This is a genomic window from Mesotoga sp. (assembly GCF_035363035.1).
In the GTDB taxonomy this organism is placed as follows: domain Bacteria; phylum Thermotogota; class Thermotogae; order Petrotogales; family Kosmotogaceae; genus Mesotoga.
In genome coordinates this window covers 1-17,709 of the sequence record NZ_DAOSEH010000048.1, presented here as the reverse complement: position 1 = coordinate 17,709, position 17,709 = coordinate 1, and the positions used below count along the sequence as shown (strand labels likewise).

At 53.1% G+C, this 17,709-nt stretch carries 16 protein-coding genes; 7 read left to right on the top strand and 9 right to left on the bottom strand.

The genetic code is table 11. The features are described 5' to 3' along the window. Positions 1 to 94 precede the first annotated feature (94 nt). Positions 95 to 679 carry a TetR family transcriptional regulator gene (locus PKX57_RS08025; RefSeq protein WP_214047888.1) on the bottom strand — a complete coding sequence of 195 codons (585 nt, stop codon included), beginning with the start codon at positions 677 to 679 and terminating at the stop codon, positions 95 to 97. Between the two features lie 22 nt (positions 680 to 701). Continuing rightward, entirely contained in the window at positions 702 to 2,147 is a 1,446-nt protein-coding gene (locus PKX57_RS08020; RefSeq protein WP_472416719.1) for a radical SAM protein, read from the bottom strand. A 262-nt stretch (positions 2,148 to 2,409) separates the two neighbouring features. Here PKX57_RS08020 and PKX57_RS08015 point away from each other — a divergent pair, with 262 nt between their 5' ends. The 5 genes from PKX57_RS08015 (at position 2,410) to lnt (ending at position 8,728) form a co-directional block, all read left to right on the top strand. Continuing rightward, positions 2,410 to 3,645 carry an L-cysteine desulfidase family protein gene (locus PKX57_RS08015; RefSeq protein WP_472416717.1) on the top strand — a complete coding sequence of 412 codons (1,236 nt, stop codon included), beginning with the start codon at positions 2,410 to 2,412 and terminating at the stop codon, positions 3,643 to 3,645. A gap of 17 nt (positions 3,646 to 3,662) precedes the next feature. Next, complete coding sequence (locus PKX57_RS08010; RefSeq protein ID WP_472416715.1) at positions 3,663 to 4,766, top strand: aldo/keto reductase; 1,104 nt, start codon at positions 3,663 to 3,665, stop codon at positions 4,764 to 4,766. A 256-nt stretch (positions 4,767 to 5,022) separates the two neighbouring features. Next, the gene (locus PKX57_RS08005; RefSeq protein WP_213921623.1) at positions 5,023 to 5,973 is read left to right on the top strand and encodes an ExsB family protein; all 951 of its coding nucleotides are present in this window, start codon (positions 5,023 to 5,025) and stop codon (positions 5,971 to 5,973) included. Positions 5,974 to 5,976: 3 nt separating this feature from the next. After that, positions 5,977 to 6,816 carry a Cof-type HAD-IIB family hydrolase gene (locus PKX57_RS08000; RefSeq protein WP_472416713.1) on the top strand — a complete coding sequence of 280 codons (840 nt, stop codon included), beginning with the start codon at positions 5,977 to 5,979 and terminating at the stop codon, positions 6,814 to 6,816. Between the two features lies 1 nt (position 6,817). After that, on the top strand, positions 6,818 to 8,728 hold the full coding sequence (lnt, locus tag PKX57_RS07995; RefSeq protein ID WP_472416711.1) for an apolipoprotein N-acyltransferase: 1,911 nt from the start codon (positions 6,818 to 6,820) through the stop codon (positions 8,726 to 8,728). 6 nt (positions 8,729 to 8,734) lie between these two features. On the opposite strand, the gene PKX57_RS07990 is transcribed toward lnt, so the two are convergent. The 7 genes from PKX57_RS07990 to PKX57_RS07960 all read right to left on the bottom strand — a co-directional run bounded on the left by PKX57_RS07990 (position 8,735) and on the right by PKX57_RS07960 (position 15,446). Beyond that, positions 8,735 to 9,517, bottom strand: coding sequence for an inositol monophosphatase family protein (locus PKX57_RS07990; RefSeq protein ID WP_213922639.1), 783 nt, complete (start codon positions 9,515 to 9,517; stop codon positions 8,735 to 8,737). Then, a complete protein-coding gene (gene pheT, locus PKX57_RS07985; protein ID WP_472416709.1) occupies positions 9,510 to 11,879 on the bottom strand; it encodes a phenylalanine--tRNA ligase subunit beta in 2,370 nt (789 codons plus the stop codon). Before pheT ends, PKX57_RS07990 begins: the two co-directional genes overlap by 8 nt. Beyond that, entirely contained in the window at positions 11,876 to 12,910 is a 1,035-nt protein-coding gene (pheS, locus tag PKX57_RS07980; RefSeq protein WP_213919806.1) for a phenylalanine--tRNA ligase subunit alpha, read from the bottom strand. The genes pheT and pheS overlap by 4 nt, the downstream gene beginning before the upstream one ends. Positions 12,911 to 12,936: 26 nt before the next feature. Continuing rightward, positions 12,937 to 13,362, bottom strand: a complete 426-nt coding sequence (locus PKX57_RS07975) for a transcriptional repressor (RefSeq protein ID WP_213919807.1) — start codon at positions 13,360 to 13,362, stop codon at positions 12,937 to 12,939. A gap of 118 nt (positions 13,363 to 13,480) precedes the next feature. Beyond that, on the bottom strand, positions 13,481 to 14,362 hold the full coding sequence (locus tag PKX57_RS07970; protein WP_213919808.1) for a hypothetical protein: 882 nt from the start codon (positions 14,360 to 14,362) through the stop codon (positions 13,481 to 13,483). 39 nt (positions 14,363 to 14,401) lie between these two features. Next, positions 14,402 to 14,893 carry a hypothetical protein gene (locus PKX57_RS07965; protein ID WP_214050218.1) on the bottom strand — a complete coding sequence of 164 codons (492 nt, stop codon included), beginning with the start codon at positions 14,891 to 14,893 and terminating at the stop codon, positions 14,402 to 14,404. Next, a complete protein-coding gene (locus PKX57_RS07960) occupies positions 14,886 to 15,446 on the bottom strand; it encodes a sigma-70 family RNA polymerase sigma factor (protein ID WP_214050217.1) in 561 nt (186 codons plus the stop codon). The genes PKX57_RS07965 and PKX57_RS07960 overlap by 8 nt, the downstream gene beginning before the upstream one ends. A gap of 225 nt (positions 15,447 to 15,671) precedes the next feature. Here PKX57_RS07960 and PKX57_RS07955 point away from each other — a divergent pair, with 225 nt between their 5' ends. Both PKX57_RS07955 and nth read left to right on the top strand, forming a co-directional pair. Beyond that, positions 15,672 to 17,084 (top strand): aminopeptidase, encoded by a 1,413-nt coding sequence (locus tag PKX57_RS07955; RefSeq protein WP_214075745.1) that lies wholly within the window; start codon positions 15,672 to 15,674, stop codon positions 17,082 to 17,084. After that, on the top strand, positions 17,077 to 17,709 hold a 633-nt coding region (gene nth / locus PKX57_RS07950), incomplete at its 3' end, for an endonuclease III (protein ID WP_472416707.1). The genes PKX57_RS07955 and nth, both read left to right, overlap by 8 nt.

The following is a 17,709-nucleotide window of genomic DNA, read 5'->3' as shown; positions in this document are numbered from 1 at the left end:
ACTTGGGAACGCATCCTACGGTGCCTATACATTTGCCGGTAACGTAGTGTCCGAATCACTTAGGCTAGTCAACCTGAGCTACTTGCTCCCGGCTTTAGCCGGGGGTCGTTGACTCTCCTGAATTACTTATTAGACCTCTCCATATTATCTCTCTTATGCTTTCGAGTCCCTCGGGGTCTTCGGTGATGCTGAAACCGTTCAAGATGAGGTCCGCCGTACTGTCGGGATCGACGTCTTTCGAAATCTCTCTGGCCGTTTTCGCGTCGTTGATCACTGTGGACAATCTGTTTTTCAGCGACAGGTACCTGTCCCGTACCCTTTTCCAGGATTCTATGTCCTCTCTGGTCAGATTGGCTCTCTCCTGGTCCATTATCTTCTTGACTTCGTTCTTGCTGGTTATGAAGTCTATGTACGACCGGAGGATCTTCTTTATCTTCGAGAGATAGACATTTTCTCCGTCGGCTTCAGAAAAAATGTGGTCTTCGAGTTCATCGATCGAGTACCGCCAGACTTCGTAGAAAAGATCCTCTTTGCTTGGAAAATAATAGTAGATGAGGGCCTTTTTTACTCCGGCGATACCGGCTATTTCCGACATGCTCACTCCATCCCGACCTCTATCTGCGAAGGCCTTCCGGGCGGCTCTGACGATTCTCTCCTTTGAAGACAACCTGGCGCGCACCGGACTTCACCACCTTCATCCATCAGGGTTTTTTATCGATAGCAAGCTTTTCTTCGTTGTTGGCGTACTTCCTCATTCTCACTTCGAAGTCGTACACGCCCCTGTGAGCCGGATGGGTTTCGGCGAAGCCCTCTTCGTAATACAGCTTGTCGGCGTACTGCTTCCAGCTTTCGGCCAGTTCATCGAGTTGACCCGCCAGTTCCGTTACTACGTTTTCGCTTCCATCGTGCTGCGGAATGGCGTTGAATTTGTTGACCATGGCGCGAAGCACTTTCGGATTGTCGATTATCGGACATGGTCTGAACAGGTTGTTGCTGTAAGGAACCATTCTCTTGTAAGCGGTGAAGAATGGAGACTTGAGTATCTCTATCAGGCTCTTCTCTCTTATGCTGTCCACCGCGAACTGCTGGAAGACGCACGGTTCCACATAGCCCTTGGCGTTGATGTGAAGGTATTTCGATCCGGCGGCCAGACAGCCGTTGGTCAGGAATCCGTGATTCCAGAAATCGGCGACGAAGGCGAACTCTCCGCCGAGTCTCTGTTCTTCGGTCTTGAAGAAACGTTCGTACCTCTGTTCGGGAGTCGGAACCAGGTCCATGGACGGATTCATACCGACCGGCATGAACTGGAAGACCCAGGCGTACGCGACGCCGTTGTCCTTGAGGAACTGCCAGAACTCGTCCTTCATCATGACGTCGTGGTTCAGACGTGTCGCCGTCACGGAGGTTCCGTAAATCACTCCGGCTTCCTTCAAATTGGCCCAGGCCGTCTTGATCTTTTCGAAGACGCCCCTTCCCCTTCTCCAGTCGGTTTCGCCTTCGAAACCTTCCACCGATACCGCGAAGGTGGCGTTCCCGAGCTCGGCCAGCTTTTTGGCGACTTCTTTGGTGATCAACGTACCGTTGGTGTAGACCTGGAAGTAAGAGTCGTTGAACTCCTCGAAGATCTCCAGCAAATGCGGCCAGACGAAAGGCTCTCCGCCCGTTACAATGAAGAAGTAGATGCCCAGTTCGTTCGCCTGCCTGATGATGGAGCTGACCTCTTCCTTCGACAGCTGGTATTTCCTTCCGTAGAGACCGGCGTAACAGCCTACACAGTTTAGGTTGCAGGCATAAGTGGGACTCAAAACGAGCAGTTTGGGTATAACGACTTCGTGCTCGAGCATCTTTTCCTGCCGGATCTTTTCGCCGAGGGCGAATTCGTTGACCACCAGATTGGTCATAGCCTTTTCCACGGCTTTCGGACTTGCGTTCTGGAAAACCTTTTGCCAGGACTTGATCATCGGATGATCGTCCTTGGCCATCTGCGTGAGTTTCTTCAAGCCGCTCTTGGTCGGTTCTTTACTGAGCGTGGCTACTGTTCCGAAGAGACGAGCTATATTTTCCGTCGAAGAGTTCTTGACGAGAGAACCCACGAACTTTCCCGCCTGTCTCAACATTGAAGCTTTCATACTTTCTACAATGCCCATTAAAAACACCCCCAGAAGATTTTTACTTACCGGTTGGTAAAAATCATACTCCTCCAACGAGGATCTAAAATTATGGTTTTGTAAATTTATGTGGACGCGGTGCGATTGATCTCTCTCTTCCGCCCTGAGAGTCTGAAAGTGATCTCTTCAATGAAAGTCACTTCAGCGAACAGAAGCGTTTCAATCCACTCCACAGTTTTTCAGGTGTATCGCCGCGCTCGGTGTTATACTTTATCAGATACTTAACAAGTGGAGGATCGAAATGCATTTTCTTGAGGAGTACCTTATCAAAGAGGTGAAACCGGCCCTCGGTTGCACCGAGCCCGGCGCGATAGCTTACTGTGTTTCTCTTGCGGTCAGTCATTTGCGGGATTCAATCGAGAGAGTCGAAGTGATCACAAGCAAGAACGTTTACAAGAACGGAATGTACGTTTACATACCCGGAACCGGCGAAAAAGGAAATGAAGTAGCGGCCGCTCTGGGGGCGATTTGCGGTGATTCTTCCCTCCAGCTGGAAGCGCTGAAGCCCTGCTGCGCAGAGTCGGTGGCGCTGGCTAGAGAGATGATCGATTCGGGAAGAGTGACGGTCAGGTGCGACACTTCAAGAACAGGAATATACATAGAAGCGATCGCGAAGGGCTCCGTCCACACAAGCAGAGTCGTGATAAAGGACCACCACACAAGAGTAGTGCTCATAGAAAGGGATGGCAGGGCTATCGAGAGCGACGAGGGGATCGTCGAAAGCCGCGACATCGACTTCACCGTCGAGGACATTTTCAAGGCGGTCGATGAGATGACCGAAAGCGAGATCGACAGAATCTTCGAGGGTATAAACATGAACCTCGAAATAGCCAGATACGGTCTTGAAAAGATAGTCGCCCCTAGGGAGAAAGCGGAGATATGCGAAAGCGGGAGTCTGGGATACAGGATCCGCAAGTACTGTCTCGCGGCTTCGGCCGCGCGGATGACCGGGGCTCCCCTGCCGGTGATGAGCAGCGGCGGCAGCGGCAACCAGGGAATAGTCGCCACCCTGCCGGTAGTTCTCGTGGGCATGCATTACGATAAATCCAGGGGCGAGATAGCCAGGGCGGTCGCCATCAGCCACCTCTTTTCAAGTTACCTCAAGAAGAAGCTGGGAAGGACAGCACCCATATGCGGCTGCGTTACGGCGGCCGGCACCGGGGCGTCGGCCGGGATCGTTTATCTTCTGGGAGGCGATAGATCTGTGATGGAGAGGGCCATGATCACGGTTCTTTCCAACACGACGGGTATGATGTGCGACGGAGCTAAGGAAAGCTGCGCGCTGAAGGCCGGACTGGGAGGTCAAGAGGCTTACAGTTGCGCCCTGCTGGCGATCGACGACCTCGGGATCGATTCGGCCCAGGGCTTCATGGAGCCGACGCTGGACAAGTCCATCGAAAACATACAGCTTCTCATGAGCAGGGGAATGTCGGAGATAGACAACACGATAATAGAGCTGCTCGAGAAGAGAAGATAATCTGAGGGGGTAGTGTTGTGGAATACAGGACTCTTGGAAAAACCGGCCTTAAGCTTTCCCTGCTCGGCCTGGGCGGCTTTCATCTTCTTGAGATCGGTGTCGAGACCGTCGGAAAGATAGTGAAAAAATATCTAGACGCCAGAGGAAACTACTTCGAAACGGCCAGATCTTACGGCGACGGCGATTCTGAAAGAAAACTCTCGAGCTTTCTTCCCAAAGAAGGCGTTATCGTCGCCACCAAAACGGGCGAGCGGACCTTCGAAGGTTCGCAGAGGCAGCTGATGGAAAGCCTGAAAGCTCTGGGAAGAGACCATATCGATATACTCTTTCTCCACGCGGTGACCGAAAACGGCGATTGGGAGAAGATAATCTCTTCCGACGGAGCTTTGAAAACTCTCGAATGGGCGAAGACCGAGGGGCTCATAAGGTTCGCCGGCATCACGAGCCACGGCTACGGAGGCACTCTCTTCCGGGCTTTGAATGAGTATCCCTTCGACCTCTTCATGACTCATTTCAATTACTTCGACAGATTCAACTTTCCCGAGATAGAGATGAAGATCCTGCCGTACGCCCTCTCGAACGGGATCGGTATTCTGGCCATGAAACCTCTGGCCGACGGCTATCTCTGGAGAAGCGTGGAAGAGGCCTTCAGGTACGTCAAAACACTGCCCGTTTCCTGTATAGTGAGCGGCATGAACTCGCCTGAGCATCTAGATGAAGACCTGTCGGCCCTCGACAGGCCCTCCATGACACCCTTCGAACTGGACGGTCTTTTTTCCAAGGCTCCGGAGCTGGCCGACTACGTCTGCCGCCAGTGCATGAAATGCCTCCCCTGTCCCGAGGGCATCAACATACCGGGCTTCTTTCTGGCCGAAGGCAGGTACGACAGACAGATGCTGGACGGCAGGATCGGGAAGGCTCCCGACTACGCCCTTAGAGACAGGCTGGCCCACTGGTTCTCGAGCGAAGAACAGGGCAGAAGGGAGTACGAAGTACTCTCTCCGGGCATCGACAGCTGTACCGATTGCGGCATCTGCAGCCAGAGATGTCCTTACGGGCTTGACATCCCGCGGAAACTGCGAATCGTGAAATCCAAGTTCGACAGGGGTTTCGTCTGGTGACGGGAACGTAACAGACCAGAGGTAAGAGGTTAGAGGTTAGAGGTTAGAGGTAAGAAGATCAAGATCCCGCTCTTTCGAAGGACGGGTCCATGCTCCGGTACGGTGGACGACGGACGGCTTTTTGCTCTTTCCATGGACGTCTCTTCCTCTCTTCCTTAACCCACACTTACCAACCATGTGCCGGGTGTCTGCTAGAATATCTGTTAGAGAGCGCCCGGTTTCGTCGAGTTCGGGACCGGTATACCTGGTGCGTGATATGGAAGGTAATTTGATAGATACGACTATTGCGGAGATCAGAGAGATTTCCAGAGGAGAGAGAATAACGGTCGCCTTTTCCGGAGGTCAGGACAGCACGCTGGTTGCGGCCCTGGCAAGCGAAGCGCTTGGAAGGGATCGTGTGAAACTGGTCAATGTCTGCTTCGGCCCTTACAGTTACAGCAGAGGCCTAGAAATCGTCGTCGAACTGGCCGACAGGCTTGGTTTGAGACTGGAATTCACACCCGGATACGAGGCGCAGGAGGCTGTCTGGAAAAACGGTCCTTCGTGCAACCGGTGCACGAGATATGCGAAACTTCCCTCGATGCGCAACAGCGCCCTCGGAATAATCGCCACCGGCGCCAACCAGTCAGATACGTGGGGACAGACCGGCATCGCGTTGAAAGATGGTTTCTATGCTCCTATAAGGGGCTGGGACAAAAAGCTGATAGGAATGGCGCTCGAAGAACTCAAGATCCATGTTCCGAGAATAGGCGAGGCCCCGGTGCGTGAAGGATGCAAACTGAAACACCTCCTCAAGATCATGGCCAATCCCTCTTATCACGGCTATGCCGTGGCTATCTCAAACGAGATCCTGCTGGACTGTCTGGAGTCCTTCCCCCACACTCTGGCGAACGTGAAGATAGCCGGACCGCTTTCGAAGAATATAGCCCTCGTCAATGTCTCTCCGCTTCCACCGGTGGAGCTTAGAGAGAGAATCACCGCAATGCTCGGTCGTGTGGAGGAAATCGACGAGGTCAGATGGATAGACGGTGAAACAAAACTCAAAATCCTGGCAAATCCCGGCATCTACAACAGCGAAGAAGCGCGTTACTGGATAGAGCGCGGCAGGCTGGCTCCGGAGTTCGCCTTCCCCGTAAGTTTCGAATGGACACGATCCACCAACCGCAGACTGGAGACTTTTCAGGTAGTCGATTCTTGGAGGTTATGAATTATGATCAAACTGATAGTAATCGATCTCGACGGAACCCTTCTCAACAGCGACAAGTCGATATCGAGAGAAAACGAAGAAGCGATAATGGAAGCCCTGGGGCGCGGTGTCCATGTGTCGATTTCCACCGGAAGGAGTTACGTGTCCGGACACAAGTACGTCGAGCAGCTGGGCATAAGCGTTCCCGTATCCTACCAGAACGGCGCGCTGGTGATCGAAGGCTACGATGGAGCCATGAGGATAATCTCTCAGTGTCTGCTAGGTACGGCCGAGGCCGTGGAGATTTACAACCGCAGTCGCGAGAGAGGGTTGAACAGCCTGATCTTTTTCGACTTTTTCAAACTGCCGGACATTTCCACGGCCGGCCTCTTCGATAGCCCTTACAGGGGTTATTATGCGCACAACGCCTACAGGATCGTTCTCGAAGAGGACCCTTCGAAAAGGATACGGGAACCGGGGATAGCCGAAATAGCGATAGAGGGCGAAGAAGAGAGGATAATAGAAATGATCGAAGCCATGCGTCCCGGTCCCGACAGGGTTACTGTGGTGAAGAACGACGCTCTGGAAAGCCACGCCTTCTACGAGTTCTTCGGACCGGGCGTGGGCAAGAGCAACGGTCTGCAACATATACTGGAACATCTGAAAATCGACCGGGAGGAGGTGGCTTACATAGGCGACAATTACAACGATCTCGACATTCTGAAGAGGTGTCCCCTGCCAGTGGTTATGGCCAACGCTCCCGACCAGGTCAAAGAACACGCGAAGATCGTGACCGAAAAGACCAACGATGAAAGCGGGGTTGCCGAGGCCATAGATCGTATTCTCAACTGGCGGAGGGATTAGTTTGAAACTGATTCTGTTATCGGCCCTCCTCACGGCCCTTTCGATGCCCGGAATGGTCTGGGGCTATCTGGTCTGGATCGCGCTGATCCCCTTCTTCATGGGAATGCGTTCGGCCCGGCCCCTCGGAGGCGCCCTGAAGGGCTTCCTTTTCGGTTTCGCTTATCTGATGATCACTCACTACTGGGAGTTGCCCGTTCTTGCCCTCAACGTGCCCGAGGTTCTGGATTCCTTCCCGAATTTCATAGGCGTCGTCGCTTATGTGCTCATGTGTCTGGTCATCGCCGTGCCTTTCGCCGGTTTCGGTTTCGTTTACTCCATATTCCAGAGGTTCTTCAAGGCCCGTCCCCTCTCCGGAGCGCTTTTCGCGGCTTCTTTTTTCACGGTCTTCGAGGGCCTGAGAGAGCTGGGGCCTTTGGGATTCACCAACGGCAGACTCTCGGACGCGCTCTTGAACAGCCAGCTGGGCATCTCTCAACTGCTGGCGCTGGGTGGGCCGCTGCTTCTGGTCTTCGTAGTTGTCCTGGTCAATCATTATCTGGCCCATCTCTGCTCCGATCGAAAAAGCGGCCGCATACCGCTGCTAATAACGGCCGTCGCGATGGTAGCGCTGGTCAACGCTCTTATCCAGAGCGCGATTCCTCTCCGGCCGTTCGACAAAAACAGCGAGAAAACCCTGTACGCGCTTCAGACCAATATCTCTCAACAGCTGAAATACTACGCTCCGCCCGAAGAGACTTTGAAAGTCGTTCTAATGGGTCTCGAGGAGATACCCGAAGGCTCGACCGTCATCATGCCCGAGGCCACTTTCATGAGCGATATAAGGATTTCGCCCACGGGAACCCGGCTGGTCAACCTCGCGCGGGAGAGAAATCTCGAGATACTGGTCGGCTTTCCAATTTACAACGGCGAGAACTACAACCAGGTGAGGTTTGTGAATGGAGATGGTTTTTCCGGCGAGTTCTACGCCAAGGTCAAGCTCACGCCCTTCGTGGAGTTTCTACCCTGGCCTAAGATCCTGGGAGTATTCGAATTTTTGAAGTTTCTAGATTACTTCTACGCCGGCGAGGAGTTCACCGTCTTCTCCGTCGACGGCCACAGGATCGGCGCCCAGATCTGCTTCGATTCGCTTTACGGCGAGGTGGCAAGGAACCTGACGCTCAACGGCGCAGGGATCATCGTAATATCCACAAACGACGGCTGGTTCAACATCGACACTGCGCTGCAACAACATTTTTCCAAGGGCATAGCCCGCGCCATAGAGAACAGAAGGTACGTTCTCCAGGTATCCAATACGGGTATTACGGCCATAATTGATCCGTACGGAAGGGTACTCAAAAGACTGCCGACGATGAACGAGACGAACACTCAATACGTGATAGGTGCCTTCCAGTACCTTCCGGGCACTCAGATCACGCCTTACACCAGGTTTGGAAACTGGTTCTTCTTCTTCTCGCTCGTTCTGGGCAGCGCTCTCATCATTCTGGGAGGTGTTTTTCCTGTGAAACATGAAGACAAAGCGAAAGAGATTCTATCGACTTTCAAACGCATCGTGGTTGTCGGTTTTTCCAAGAATCCCGACAAACCCTCCAACAGCGTTCCGATGTATCTGAAAGAGAAGGGCTACGAGATAATCCCGGTCAATCCGTCGATGGAGGAGTACGAAGGCATGAAGGTCTATCCCGACCTGAAGTCGGTGATAGCCGACGGCGTGAACCTGGAAGCGGTCGAGATCTTCAGGCCTTCGGCAGAAGCCGAAGAGATAGCCGTAGAGGCCATCGAACTGGGCGCCCGGGCCGTCTGGCTTCAAAAGGACATAAGGAGCGAAAAGGCCAGAAAACTGGCCTCTGAAAGATCTGTGCTTTATGTGGAGGACAAATGCATGTACGTAGAGCACAGGAGGTTCTTCCCCTGACGGGATTTAATAAAGAACTCTTTCTTTGAACTGCCCGGCCAGCCTCCGCGAACCGTTCGTGGCGAAGATGTCCGGTTTGAATATATCGAACCGTTCGTCGAGGCAGCCGGTGACTTCCCCGCCGGCCTCCCTGACCAGGAGAATACCGCTGGCCACGTCCCACGGTTTCAGAGCCTCTTCCCAGAAGATGTCGGCCCTTCCGCAGGCCACGTAGGCCAGATCGAGACAGGCGCTGCCCGTGATTCTTACGGCCCGGCAAGCTTCGATGGCACGGTTTATCCTCTCCGTCACCCTTTTGAAAGAGAGCTCGGAAGAATACTGGAGTCCCACATGGCTGGAAGCCTCGCTTACATCGTCGACTTTGCTCACCCAGATCCTCTTGCTGTTTAGATAGGCGCCCTGCCCCTCTATGGCGTGGAAGAGCTCTCTTCTGTTGTGGTCGTAAGTGACGGCCAGGACGATCTTTTCATCTTTGTAGAGAGCGACCTGCGTGCAGTAATGCGGGTTGGATTTGGAGAAGTTGGTCGTGCCGTCCACCGGATCGACTATCCACATCAGCCCCGATCTGACGGACGAGGAGGACTCTTCCCCGAGATAATCGGCGCCGGGGAGGAGTTCTTCGAGAAAGAGACGCAGTCTGTTTTCTATTTCGATGTCTATGGAGGTCACTATATCCTTGAAACTGCTCTTTCTTGCGACGGAAAAACCGACCGTATCGATATCCGTCCAAAGTTGCGGCAGAAAGGCCAGTATCTTCCTGTTCAGTGAGTTCAGTATCAGGTCATCCACGTAACTTTACTCCGGCTCTGGATGTTGCATCCAGCACTTTGGCGATACAATCGTTTACTTCATCGTCCGTCAGGGTCCTCTCGAAACTCTCGAAATCGAGCGTCACGGTGACGCTAGTGAAACCCTGCTCGACACCCTTTCCCCTGTATATGTCCGAGACTCTTATCTCGCTGAAGCTGGTGCCTTGTAGACTCGATTCAATGATCCCTTCTAGCTCGGAATAGGCGAGCGAGGAGGGAACGAGGAAAGACAGGTCTCTCGATACTCTGGGGAAGGGCGAAATCCTCTGAGAGCCCGTGAACTCGTTTCTCATCGAATCGATCAGAGTCAGATTGAGCTCGCCCACGTACAGCTCCCCCGATTTGATATCGTAAAGGGAATCGGCCAGCGTGCGGCTGAAGGCTCCGAAGAACCCTACTTCTCTGCCGTCCATGATCACCGACACGGCCTTTCCCTGTTCCAGCCACTTTCTGGATATCTGACCGAACCGGGGAGAAGCTCCGAAGAGCGAGAAGAGCTCCTCTATCACTCCCTTGACGGTGAAGAAGTCGATCGCTCTCTTGTCCGAGAAGTCCAGGGGGTTCTCTCTGCCCATCGCAGCGAAGCCCACCGCGGTGTACTCTCTTCTTCCGGTTTCAGGGGAGAAGATCGAGCCTATCTCGAAGAGTTTCAGGTCCCTGTTCTGTCTGCGGAAATTGTAGGAAGCGGCCGAAAGCATACCGAAGACCATGGAGGGTCTCATGACGGCCATGTCCATCGAAAGAGGGTTTTGAAGGGGAACGAAAGAGATCTCTTCATCGACCTTTCTTATCTCGTCTGGGTTCATGAAACTGTAGCTTATGATCTCGTCGAACCCGTTCGCGACCATGAGCTCCTTAAGCTTGCGCTGTCTTTTGAGGTATCCCGGGACACCGATCGAAACGGGCAGTATCCTCGGCAACTCATCGTCTATGCGATCGTAACCGTAGATCCTTCCTATCTCCTCTACCAGATCTACCTCCTGGGTGGTGTCGTAAGCCCTGAAGGCCGGCGGTGTCACTATCCATCCCCCGTCGCGGCGTTCGACGCCGAACTCCAGGCCGGTAAGAATCCTCTCTATCTCCCCGTCCGGGAGTTCCTTGCCCAGACGCTCCGTGACGAAGGTTTTTCTGAGCGAAATCCCTTCGGGATTCTCGATCCGCCCCACATCCACTATCTTAGAGGCGACCCTGCCCCGGCAGAGTTCCTCCATCAGTCCGGCCAGACGCTTCAGGACGTATATGGAATCGGTGTAATCAACTCCGCGCTCGAATCTGTAAGAGCTGTCGGTCGATATGCCGAGTCTTCTGGCGGTCTTCCTGATCCTCACGGGATCGAAAACGGCAACTTCCAGAAGGACCCTGTCGGTGGTGACGTCTATTCCCGAATCCTCCCCGCCCATAATTCCGGCAAGGGCAAGGGGAGTCTCGCCGTTGGTTATCAGCAGATCGCTTTCGTTCAGCTCGACTTTGCGCCCGTCGAGAAGCTCCAGTTCTTCGCCGTTTCTGGCATTTCTTACGAGGATTTTCGTCGATCCGATTCTATCCACATCGAAGGCGTGAATGGGATGTCCCGTCTCCAGCATCACGTAATTGGTGATGTCCACGACGTTGTTTATCGGCCTCAGTCCGGCGGCGACCAGTCTCCTCTTCAACCACAAAGGAGAGGGGGCTATCTTCACGCCGTCCATAAGGAGGGCCGAGTATCGTCTGCAGCCTGTATCGTTGAGCGCAACTTTCAAAACCGGATCCTCTCCGGTGTCGATATCGTTTTCGACCGGAGGTCTTCCGGTCTTCAAACCCAGTACGGCCCCCACCTCTCTGGCCAGGCCTATCATGGACAGACAGTCGCCCCGGTTGGCCGTCAGTTCTACCTCGATCACCGGAGAGTCTAGCCTGAGCAGGGATTTAAGATCCTCTCCGACCCTTGCGCATTCCAGTCTCATTATGTGAAGCGACCTCTCCTCGAGTTCGAGCTCCTGAAGAGAGAGGAACATCCCTTCGGACCTGACGCCGGAGAACTCTCTGGCCGCGATCGCCTTTCCGTCGAAGAGCGAACCCTCGGGAAGGACGGCCACCGTCTCTCCGGCCTTCACGCTCGTATCGGAGGTGACTATGGACAACGTTCTTTCCCCGGTGTTCACCCCGGTCACGAGGAGCCTGTCACCGGCGGGATGGACGGAGACGGACTCTATTCTTCCGACGACGGCCCCTTCCAGTCCTGCCCACGGATACTCGATCCTCTCGACCTCCGTACCGCTCAAAGACAGCGAGCGGCTTATATTCTCGACAGATCTATCGCCAATATCAATGAAGTCACTTAGCCACTCAAGGCACACCCTCATATGATCGCCCTCCTGTAGCCTTTCAGGAATCTACGGTCGTTTCTCAGCAGGTCTCTTATATCCTCGAGATCGTACTTCAACATCGCGATCCTCTCCAGCCCCGTTCCCAGAGCGAATCCGCTCCAGACTTCGGGATCGTAACCCACGTTTTTGAAGACGTTCGGATGGACCATTCCGGCGCCGAGAATCTCCAGCCAGCCCGAGCCCCTGCAACTCCTGCAACCCTGGCCGCCGCAGATACCGCAGCTGACGTCCACCTCGAAGCTCGGTTCGGTGAAGGGGAAGAAGCTCGGTCTGAGTCTGATCCTCCTGTCGGCCCCGAAAAGCCTTTTGGCGAAGTGATTCAGGGTCCCCTTGAGATGGCTCACCGAGGTCCCCTTATCGACGAGGAGCACCTCGAACTGGTGGAACATGGGGAGATGGGTGGTATCGGGCGTATCCTTGCGGTAGCAGGTTCCCGGAGAGAATATGGCCAGCGGAGGCTTTCGCGACTCCAGGACTCTGATCTGCACCGGAGAGGTGTGTGTTCTGAGTAGCTGGCCGTCGCAGGTGTAGAAAGTATCGTGCATGTCCCTCGCCGGATGCCATTCGGGAGTGTTCAAAGCCTCGAAGTTGTAGTAAGAGGTCTCGATCTCCGGACCGGTGGTGACTTCGAAACCCATGCTGACCCAGATATCCTGAACCTCTTCCATCACCTGAGTGATCAGATGGTAGGAGCCGATGTCTCTTTTCTTTCCCGGCACAGTGCAATCGGGTTTCTCGGCACTCTCTCTGGCAAGTCTTGCAAGCTCTTCCAGCTCGTTTTTTCTGTTGTCTATGGCCTCTTCTATGGAATTCTTGAGTTCGTTCACCTCTCTGCCGTATTCCTTTCGCTTTTCGGGAGAGATTTCCTTGATATTTTTCATCAGAGAAGTGACCAGTCCCTGCTTCCCCAGATACCGGGCCTTCACTTCCTGAAGATCGTTCAGGCTGGCCGTTTCCATTATCCGTTTGAGGACTTCTTCAAGTCCCGCGTCGAGCCCGTTGAACATATCGCACCTCCGGAGTTGACTGGCTTTCAGGTCTTGTCTTTGCAGTCTTTGCAGACTCCTCTGTATATCAGTTCAAGCGATTCAATCACAAACTCGTCGAGTTCGCGAGGAGAATACTTTCCCAGACTGCGCATGTTTGAGAAAGATACATCGAAGACTTTCTCGCAAACCCTGCATATGAAGTGACCGTGAGGATTCACGTTCGGATCGTAACGTCGGGAGACGTTGCTGACGGCTATTTCTTTGATTATGCCTTCCCTTTCTAGCACTTCCATGACGTTATAAACGGTAGCCATGGAGATGTTTGGATAGATTTTTATAACCGATCTGAAGACATCTTCTACGCCAGGGTGGTTGGTGTTGTCTTTCAGTATCCTCAGAATCGCTACCCTCTGAGGAGTTATCCTGTAGCCTCTACTCTTCAGAAGAGCTATTGTCTCTTCAATTTCCATCAGTCAGGACCTCCAAAAACATGTTTTATTGATTATACAATAAAAACTGAGAGATTATGAGAAAGCTTCTTGAAAAGCTGGTTTATCGTGTGGTACATCGGGGTGTTGCCGGAGTTTTTCAGTGAAGGCTGTCCAGAATCTTTCTTAGCGTGGCCGAATCGACCATACCCAGAAGGCTCAGGGCCGATGTGCTAGAGATCTTTTCGAGAGCGTAACTGAAGCCGTTGCTTTCGGCCATTTTTATGGAAAACTGCTGCAGATTTTCCGGTTCGCTGTTGAAAGAGAAGTACAGTATCATTTTCCCGTAACTGGGAGAGTACATAAGAAGGGTGTACAGATAAGACCTGCCGTCGGTCGCGAAGTCCATGGAGGACCACGAAAAATACTCCTCCATCATCGCCTCGGAGAGATAGACCGGAGGCCTTACCAGACTCATGCCTCTGGTCGCGTTGGTGAGCCTTGCCAGTCCCTCGCCGGAAAGATCGGAGTAGTTGCGATAGCTCACGCTTACTGTGTGAAAGGGGTAGGATTTTACGAGCTTCAAGAGGCGATAGCCGCTGTCGAAAGTGACTTCCATGGTCAACCCGCCAGAGGAAAGGGTGACTTTGGTACTGTTGGGAAGATCAAGAAACAGTGAGACGGTGTAATCTTTGTTGTTGAAGAGATCTATCAGATTGTCCTCGGAATCTTTGAGGTTGGTCAAAGGCTCGAAGGCCACCTCTTCTTGCGAGAATACCGCGAACTGGCCGTTGTTGTTTCTCACCCAGCCGAATTCACCTTTGATCGAGGAATAGGAAGTGACCAGCTTGTATGGACCGGATTTCACCACCTTTTCGCTCCTTGCCAGCGTTATTATGCCGCTCTCCTGAACAAACCTTTCGACTTCGTATGAAGAGTTCTTCAGATTGTTGATCAGTTTGCCCAGCTCTTCAACCGCGTCCTTACCAAAGGCCAGCCCAACCAGCAACAAAAAAACTATCAGGATGGACAGCTTTTTCATGGCGATTTCACTCCTTCTGTGTCCGAGGGTGTGTCTAGTTCAATAAGTGGTGTTAATACCCGAAACTTCAAAATCGTTCTGCTCGGGCATGGAGCTCAGAAAACCCAGAGATCTTTCCATCTCGCTCTCCATCATAGCGACCGAGTTTTGATTCTGCGTGTCGGCCGTCGCCAGAAGATTGACCTTCAACCTCTCGTTAAGGCCGCTGCCGTAGCCGAGTACGTTGGCCAGCTGATAGAGGTCTCCCTTCTTCTTCACAAGGATCGTGTTGTTGGTGAAGAAGTTGACGGAGAAGAGGCCCACTATCATGCAGGCCGCCACGGCTCCCAGCATCCTGTAAGGCTTCGTCTTCATTTTCTTGATTTTCGCTACGGCCCTTTCCCTGGACTGGTCGGAAGGTTTGTAGCAGCATTTTTCCTTGAACATCACCAGGGCCTTCGCGAACTCTTTTAATTCCTTTTTCTCTTCCACCCTCAGTTCCTCGACCGGGATCTCTCGATCCATAATACGTACAAGTCTTTCATTATCCAATGTACCCGACCTCCTCGAGAAGCTCTTTAAGACGCTTTCGGGCATAGTGTAATCTGCTCTTGACGGTTCCTACCGGTTTGTCCAGTATATCGGCGATCTCTTCGTATGAAAGATCGTCGATGTCTCTAAGTTTTATAAGCAACCTGTCGTCTTCAGAGAGTTTCGAAACGACGTTCATGAGCTCTTCGAAAGACATCTCGTCCATGACTTCCCTGAAAACGTTGGTGGATGCCGGCGGTTCGAGCGATACTTTATCCTCGCTCTCTAGAAAGTCCGTGAGAAACTCGTTGTTTCTCTTTCTTTTGGACAGAGTGTCTTTACAAACGTTGACGGCTATTCTGTACAACCAGGTCGAGAGTTTGGCGTCGCCGCGAAACTTTCGAACGTTTCTGAAAACCTTGATGAAGACCTCCTGAACTACGTCTTCAACATCGTCGTAACCGAGATAAGACTTAATGACACTACCCAGTCTGGGAGCGTAATCGTCGTACAGAACCTCGTATGCCCAAACTTTTTTCTTCTTCAGACCGTCTATTAGCTTCTTCTCGTCCAACCAGACCACCCTAATCTGTCTTATATGACATCGCAAAGACGTTCGGGGTTCAAACAATCTCATACCAATTATACTCATCTTTCGCCGGAAAGTCGAAGGAAACGTCCGGAGAGTTTATTGATCAAACGATGTGTGATGAAATTGCGGGAGCTTTCGGCTAAAATCTATTTGAAGATTTCCAAAGGGTATAGATAATTCATTGTAATTTCTTGCGGAGGTGCGATTTTGAAAAAAGAGGAAGCGAAGAAACTCTTCGAACAACTGACGTACAAGAGAAAGAACTCGTGGCTATCGCTCGACGGCGAAACTGTCTTCGCTTACGCGAAGGGGTATATGAAATTCATCGACAGGGCGAAAACCGAGAGACTGGCCGTCGATTGCCTGGTTGAATATCTCGAGGAAAAGGGCTTCAAACCGCTGGAAAGCCTCGACCGGGTCGGGAAGGGCGAGCGTGTCTATATAACCAGGGATGGAAAGTCTCTGGTGGCCGCCGTCCTGGGTGAGAACCTCGCCGACGGGATCGACATGGTCGCGGCCCATCTCGACGCCCCCAGGCTCGATCTGAAACCCTATCCTCTGGTCGAGGATTCCGAGCTGGCGATTTTGAAGACACATTACTACGGCGGCGTGAAAAAGTATCAGTGGCTGAACATTCCCCTCGCCTTCGTGGGAACGGTCGTGAAGAAGGACGGAACTGTAATCGACGTGTCGATAGGCCTGGACAGGGAGGACCCGGTCTTCGTCATATCCGATCTGCTTCCGCACCTGGACGGCAGAGAGGGGGATTTCAGGAAAGTCTTCCAGGGCAAGGATCTGAACGCCCTTTCGGCTTCCATTCCTGTCATAGAACAGTGCGAGATCGAAAACCCCGTCAAGTTGACTTTCCTGAAGCTCCTCAACGAGAAGTACGGAATGGTCGAGGAGGACTTCTACTCGGCCGACGTGCAGCTCGTGCCGGCCTTCGAGGCCAGAGAGGTAGGTCTTGACAGATCGATGATCGGCGCCTACGCGCACGACGACAGAGTCTGTTCCTACACGGCACTGACGGCCCTTGCCGACCTTGTGGAATCCACAGTGCCTTCCAGGACGACGATGGTGCTCCTCTTCGACAGAGAAGAGATCGGCAGCGAAGGTGTGACGGGTGCCAAGAGCCGCTTCTGGGTGACCTTTATAGAGAGGCTGTTGAATCTTTCGATGATCGACGAAATGTATTCCATAGATTTCCTGCTGGAAAGATCGAGGATGCTTTCAGGAGACGTGGCCGCCGCTTTCGACCCCACCTTCAAGGATGTTTACGATCCGGTCAACACCGCCAAACTCGGTTACGGCATCGCCATATCCAAGTACACCGGCTCAAGAGGGAAGTCGTCGACCAGCGAGGCGAGCGCCGAGTTCGTCGGCGAGGTGAGGGCACTGTTCAACAGAAAGGGAATACACTGGCAGAACGCTCTGCTGGGTGAGGTCGACAAGGGCGGCGGCGGTACGGTGGCCAAGTTCTTCGCCGAAAAGGGCGTCACCGTGCTAGATGCCGGCGTTCCGGTACTGGGAATGCACTCGCCGTACGAGATAATCTCCAAGGCCGATCTCTACGAAACTTACAGGGCCTACAGGGCCTTTCTGGAGGGGGACGATGCCTGAGGACTGTTCCCCGGACGCCGTCTCCGGCTGGATGATCGAAAACTTCAAGCACGATCACGGTTACAGGGAACCGTTCAAAGTTCTGATAAGCACCATACTGAGCCAGAGAACGCGGGACGAGAACACCGACGAAGCTTCCAGGAAGCTCTTTTCGGTCTTCCCGACCATGGAATCGATCGCCGCGGCCAGGCCGGAGGAGCTGTACGAACTGATCAAGCAGTCGGGTATGTACCGCCAGAAGGCAGAGCGGATAGTGAACTGCGCCGAAATACTGCTGGAAAGGTTCGGCGGCCGTGTTCCCGACACCATCGAAGAACTGACCTCGATACCCGGCGTAGGCAGAAAAACGGCGAATATAGTTCTGAACATATCCTTCGGGAAAGAGGCCCTCGCCGTCGATACGCACGTTCATAGAATATCCAACAGGCTTGGATGGGTCAAGACCAAAAGCCCCGAAGAGACTGAGTTTGCGCTCATGAAGATCATCTCGCCGCATCTCTGGGGGCCGGTCAACGGTTCGATGGTGGAGTTCGGCCGCCAGATATGCAGACCCGTAGGTCCCAGGTGCGAGGATTGCGCGATCAGCCGCTGCTGCGATTACTACGGCCGGATCTCGAAAGAAGAT